Raw genomic sequence first — 5,382 nt, forward strand, 5'->3', positions numbered from 1 at the left:
TTATACAGTTGGGTCAGTTCTCGCTGCAGGGTGCGTAGCAGAATGACGGCTTCGATCCCTTCGCCTTCCAACTGACGCAGAACCCGCTGGCTGCGCTTGCTCTGTCCGGCCAGGACGGCATCGACAAGCTGGAACGGGGTGTAATGATTATGGCGGCTCAGGGCTTCCTCCAGGCGGAGTACTGTCAGTGCGCCGTCCGGGTAGAGCAAGGTCAGTTTTTGCAGGCTCTGTGCCAGTGCCAGCAGGTTTCCCTCATGCCATTGCGCCAGCATGAGAACGGATTCATGATCCGGGTTGAGCCCTAGCTGCTGGCAGCGGGCCTGAATAAAGCGCGGCAGATGGCGGGCATCGGGGGTATTACACGGGACATACAGTCCCTGTTCGGCGATGGCCTTGAACCACTTGGCATTTTCCTGCTTCTTGTTCAGGCGCGGGCCATGTATCAGCAATAAAATATCGCTATGCAGGGTCGCCGTCACTTCTTGCAGTGACTTGGCCTGGGTGGCATTGAGGCCGCTTTCCGGTACTTCCAGTTCGATGATCTGGCGTGCAGAAAACAGGCTCATCGCCTGAGTACAGTCGAGGATCTGGTTCCAATCTAGCTGGGCATCAATGGTAAAGGTGTGGCGTTCGTCAAAGCCGGCCTGCTGGCCTGCTTGTTTGATTTGGGTACTGCATTCTTGTTTTAGCAGCGGTTCGTTGCCAAAGAGCAGATAGGCTTGACGCAGCCCCTTGTTCAGCTGCTGCGTCAGTTGTTCCGGATATATTCTCATTTTGCTTAGTTGCTCGAGCTTGTCTCGTCGGCAAAGAGGGCATTGCCTGCCTGAGTGTCTTCCAGTGCTTCCGTTGTGACTGTGCTGTCATAAGACCCATTGCCATCGTCCTCAAGCATAGCTTCCAGCTCTTCTTCTTCAAGCTTGTTGAATACGGCTGTCAGACGGGCTAGCTGGCGCATGATCTGGCGAGAGGCTTGCTGGCGCATTTCCTGTTCAATCATATCGCGCTCGACGGACTTGGCCAGTGCTGTTAACGGGTTGTCGAGGAAGGTGCGGTTGACCCGGGTGGTATAACTCTGGCTGCCTTTTTCCGGCACCACAATGTTATAGCTGACCACGTAAGTGAGTTCGTACTCGGCCGCCCGGCTGTTTTGGTACAGTGACAAGGTGCGTTCGCCGAGAGACTCGCTGATCAGGTGCAGGTTCGGCACTTTGCTTGACGGCGGGACGGACTCGATACCATGCAGTTTGAACTGGGATTCAACCTGTCGGGTTAGCTGGCCGTACTGGTCGAAGCTGGTCAGGGATAGTTTGGCGATGTCATCGGGTAACATGTAGTTACCGCGAAGGTGGAAACCACAAGAAGCAGTGGCAAGAGCCATAACTGCAACAAAGAGGGTTCGGATTGTGCTTTTTAAGGAAAAGAAAGCTTTCACCGAGTCTGCTCCATGAAAAGTAGGTGGAAACTGACCGGTCAACATCGTTAAACCGGCAAAGAGAATAGGTGGACCGGTTGGGTGCCATCCAATGGCTCCCGGGTCACGGGAGCCACTGATTAGGCACTAATAAATTGCTTTAGTTCGCGACCTTTTAGTTCGCAACAATATTCAGCAATTTACCTGGTACGTAGATCACTTTACGAACGGTCTTGTCGTCAGTGAACTTGGTGACGTTCTCATCATTAAGGGCAAGTTCTTCAACCTGCTCTTTGGTTGAGTCGGCAGCAACCGTCAGCTTGGCGCGTAGCTTGCCGTTAACCTGAACGATGATAAGTTTTTCGTCTTCAACCAGTGCCTTGGCATCAGCTTCCGGCCATACTGCCTGGTCGACATTGCTTTCGCCCAATAGCTCCCACATTTCGAAACAGATGTGCGGGGTCATTGGGTACAGCATGCGAACGATAGCTTTTAGGGCTTCGTCAAGCAGTGCACGGTCTTGTGCCGATTCCTGAGAGGCTTTCGCCAGCTTGTTCATCAGTTCCATGATCGCTGCAATCGCGGTATTGAACGTCTGGCGACGGCCAATATCATCGCCGACTTTGGCAATGGTCTTGTGAACATCACGGCGAAGTGCTTTCTGATCAGAAGACAGAGCGGCAACATCGACGGCATCGGCAGCCCCTTTTGCAGCGTGCTCGTTAACCAGTTTCCAGACACGCTTCAGGAAGCGGTTAGCCCCTTCAACACCAGACTCCTGCCATTCAAGGGTCATGTCAGCCGGTGAAGCGAACATCATGAACAGGCGCACGGTATCTGCACCGTACTTGTCAATCATTTCCTGCGGGTCGATACCGTTATTCTTCGACTTGGACATCTTGGTCATGCCGGTATGCACGACATCGTTGCCTTCGTTGTCCGTTGCCTTGACGATACGGCCTTTCTCGTCACGCTCGATGGTGACATCGTTTGGTGATACCCATACTTTGGCACCTTTGTCATTGGTGTAGTAGAAGGCATCAGCCAGTACCATACCCTGACATAGAAGCTGCTTGAACGGCTCGTCAGATGTGACGTAACCTGCGTCACGTAGCAGTTTGTGGAAGAAGCGCGAGTACAACAGGTGCATACAAGCGTGCTCGATACCACCAATGTACTGGTCTACCGGTAGCCAGTAGTTAGCTTTTTCCGGATCAAGAATATCGTCAGCCTGTGGTGAGCAGTAACGTGCGTAGTACCAAGACGACTCCATGAAGGTATCGAAGGTATCTGTCTCGCGCAGTGCCGACTCGCCGTTAAAGGAGGTCTTCGCCCACTCTTTGTCAGCTTTGATTGGGCTGGTTACGCCATCCATTACCACGTCTTCCGGCAGGATCACCGGTAGCTGGTCAGCCGGAACCGGGTGAACTTCACCGTCTTCAGTCGTTACCATCGGGATAGGTGCGCCCCAGTAACGCTGGCGAGAAACACCCCAGTCACGCAGACGGAAGTTAACTGTTTTCTTACCTTTGCCTTCTGCTTCCAGCTTCGCGGCAATAGCATCGAACGCTGCCTGGAAGTTAAGGCCGTCAAATTCGCCAGAATCGAACAGTACACCTTTCTCAGTGTATGCCGCTTCAGATACGTCAAGCTCGCTACCGTCTTCAGGCTTGATTACAGGAACGATATCGAGGCCGTATTTGGTTGCAAATTCAAAGTCACGCTGATCGTGCGCAGGTACTGCCATTACCGCACCCGTGCCGTAATCCATCAGGACGAAGTTCGCGACGAATACAGGTACACGGCGACCGTTTAGCGGGTGAATTGCGTAAAGGCCTGTTGCCATGCCTTTTTTCTCCATCGTTGCCAGCTCAGCTTCGGCAACTTTGGTGTTTTTGCATTCTTCGTTGAATGCCGCAAGTTCAGGGTTTGATTTCGCTGCCAGCTCAGCCAAAGGGTGACCTGCTGCGATACCCACGTATGTCACACCCATCAGGGTATCAGGACGTGTGGTGTACACTTCCAGTGGTGCATTGTGGCCTTCGACCTCGAAAGACAGCTCGACACCTTCAGAGCGGCCAATCCAGTTGCGCTGCATGGTTTTTACCATGTCAGGCCAACCGTCAAGGTTGTCCAGATCGTCAAGCAGCTCTTGGGCGTATTCGGTGATCTTGATGAACCACTGCGGAATTTCTTTTTGCTCTACCGGCGTGTCACAACGCCAGCAGCAGCCGTCTTCTACCTGCTCGTTCGCCAGTACGGTCTGGTCATTCGGACACCAGTTTACAGACGAGGTTTTCTTGTAAACCAAGCCCTTGTTGTACAGCTTAGTGAAAAACTCTTGTTCCCAGCGGTAGTATTCAGGAGTACAGGTCGCGAATTCGCGGCTCCAGTCGTAGCCCAGGCCCAGTGATTTCAGCTGGTTTTTCATGTACTCAATGTTTTCATAAGTCCATGGCGCTGGTGCTGTGTTATTTTTAACGGCGGCGTTTTCTGCCGGCAGGCCAAATGCGTCCCAGCCGATAGGCTGCATTACGTTCTTGCCTTGCAGACGCTGGTAACGAGAAACAACATCACCGATGGTGTAGTTACGAACGTGGCCCATGTGCAGTCGACCGCTTGGGTACGGGAACATGGAGAGACAGTAGAATTTTTCTTTATTTGGGTCTTCACTTACAACAAAGGTCTTGTTGTTGTCCCAGTGTTCTTGAACTTTCTGTTCAATGTCCTGTGGGCGATATTGTTCTTGCATCGATGACATCCAGGATTTTGTGAGTTGAGTACAAACACATTCAATATAATCGACATAGAATAACTAAAGGTAGAGGTGTCAACAATAGCTGAGGCCAATTCGGAGAGTAATTGTTAGTTCTGGTCTCGATAGTTGGAGAATTTGGCTCTATTAGCGCAATGCGCGCACTGAGATGGGAGGTGACCTATGCCTAAGCAAAAAAAGGATTATGAAGCGCTGCTCGAACAGGTAACTGAAACCCTGAAACATAGCCCCGAAGAACTTAAGCACTGGGCTGAAACTACCGCGAAATACCAGCAGGCTGCCAGTGATATGACCAAGGATGAATGGGCATTGATCTCAGCCTATCTGAAGCGGGATCTTAAAGAGTTCGGTAAAAATGTCGAAGAAAGTCCCGAACCGTTCTCGGAAAGCCCGTTCTACCGGGTAGTGTCGGAAACTATCTGGGAAGGGTTGGCAGAAATTACCGACAAAACCCAGATCGAATGGCACGAGGTGATGGACGACCTTCACCACCAGGGGGTGTACCAAGCCGGTGAAATTATCGGGCTGGGCAACCTGGTCTGCGAAAAGTGCGGACACCATGAGCTGATCACCCATGTGAAGAAAATAGAACCTTGCCTGAAGTGCGGCCACACCCAGTTTACCCGTCGGCCGTTGTCTCCTTAACCCTTTTAAACCTAAATACGCGGGCTTTTCAGCCCGCGATATACCTTTTATTTACACTGGCCTAGCTTGCTCCAGACACTCCAGGGGGCGCTGAAATCGGCCGGTGACTGGCTCTGGGTCCACCAGTTAGCCTGATAGGCGATGCCGTTTTGCTGGGCTTGCTCACCAGCCAGGTAGATGTAGCTGGCTGTCCATTGCGGGATCATGCTGCAATCGACCGTGCCCGGCTCTGGGTTAGGCTTGGGAGTTGGCTCGATCCCTTTCACCCGTTGCAAGGCAGCAAAGGTATCGGCAATACCTGTACCGCAGTTGGCTGTGTTACAGTTGCTACCGGCTGGGAAGGCTCTTGAGGTCTCGGTAATGTACTGCTCGATTTGATCCGGTGTCAGGCTGGCATCCAGCGAGTACATCAGGGCGGCGATACCGGCCACATGCGGGGCAGCCATACTGGTTCCCATCGAATAGTCATAGCTGTGCTGTGCGGCTTGACGCTGACCTGTGTTGTAGGTCGAGAGGACCCCACCCGAACGACCACCGCCCGGTGCAGCCA

At 52.5% G+C, this 5,382-nt stretch carries 5 protein-coding genes; 1 reads left to right on the forward strand and 4 read right to left on the reverse strand.

Going from position 1 to position 5,382, the window contains the following annotated elements; translation table 11 throughout:
• The 3 genes from holA to leuS form a co-directional block, all read right to left on the reverse strand.
• Positions 1 to 773, reverse strand: a 773-nt coding sequence (holA, locus tag MHN01_RS15345) for a DNA polymerase III subunit delta (protein WP_239412143.1), incomplete at its 3' end; no start/stop codon positions are given.
• A gap of 5 nt (positions 774 to 778) precedes the next feature.
• Positions 779 to 1,432 carry an LPS assembly lipoprotein LptE gene (gene lptE, locus MHN01_RS15350; protein ID WP_239412144.1) on the reverse strand — a complete coding sequence of 218 codons (654 nt, stop codon included), beginning with the start codon at positions 1,430 to 1,432 and terminating at the stop codon, positions 779 to 781.
• Positions 1,433 to 1,586: 154 nt separating this feature from the next.
• A complete protein-coding gene (leuS, locus tag MHN01_RS15355) occupies positions 1,587 to 4,163 on the reverse strand; it encodes a leucine--tRNA ligase (protein ID WP_239412145.1) in 2,577 nt (858 codons plus the stop codon).
• Positions 4,164 to 4,349: 186 nt separating this feature from the next.
• Between leuS and MHN01_RS15360 the strand changes: the two genes are divergently transcribed.
• Positions 4,350 to 4,832, forward strand: coding sequence for a zinc ribbon-containing protein (locus tag MHN01_RS15360; protein WP_075764955.1), 483 nt, complete (start codon positions 4,350 to 4,352; stop codon positions 4,830 to 4,832).
• A gap of 47 nt (positions 4,833 to 4,879) precedes the next feature.
• Here MHN01_RS15360 and MHN01_RS15365 read toward each other — a convergent pair.
• Positions 4,880 to 5,382, reverse strand: a 503-nt coding sequence (locus MHN01_RS15365; protein ID WP_239412146.1) for a S8 family serine peptidase, incomplete at its 5' end; no start/stop codon positions are given.

The organism is Photobacterium sp. OFAV2-7 (assembly GCF_022347985.1).
Classification (GTDB): domain Bacteria; phylum Pseudomonadota; class Gammaproteobacteria; order Enterobacterales; family Vibrionaceae; genus Photobacterium.

Bases quoted from the DNA above. Each gene is read 5' to 3' on its own strand.
- leuS (WP_239412145.1), bottom strand. From the start codon at position 4,163: ATGCAAGAACAATATCGCCCACAGGACATTGAACAGAAAGTTCAAGAA.
- MHN01_RS15360 (WP_075764955.1), top strand. From the start codon at position 4,350: ATGCCTAAGCAAAAAAAGGATTATGAAGCGCTGCTCGAACAGGTAACT.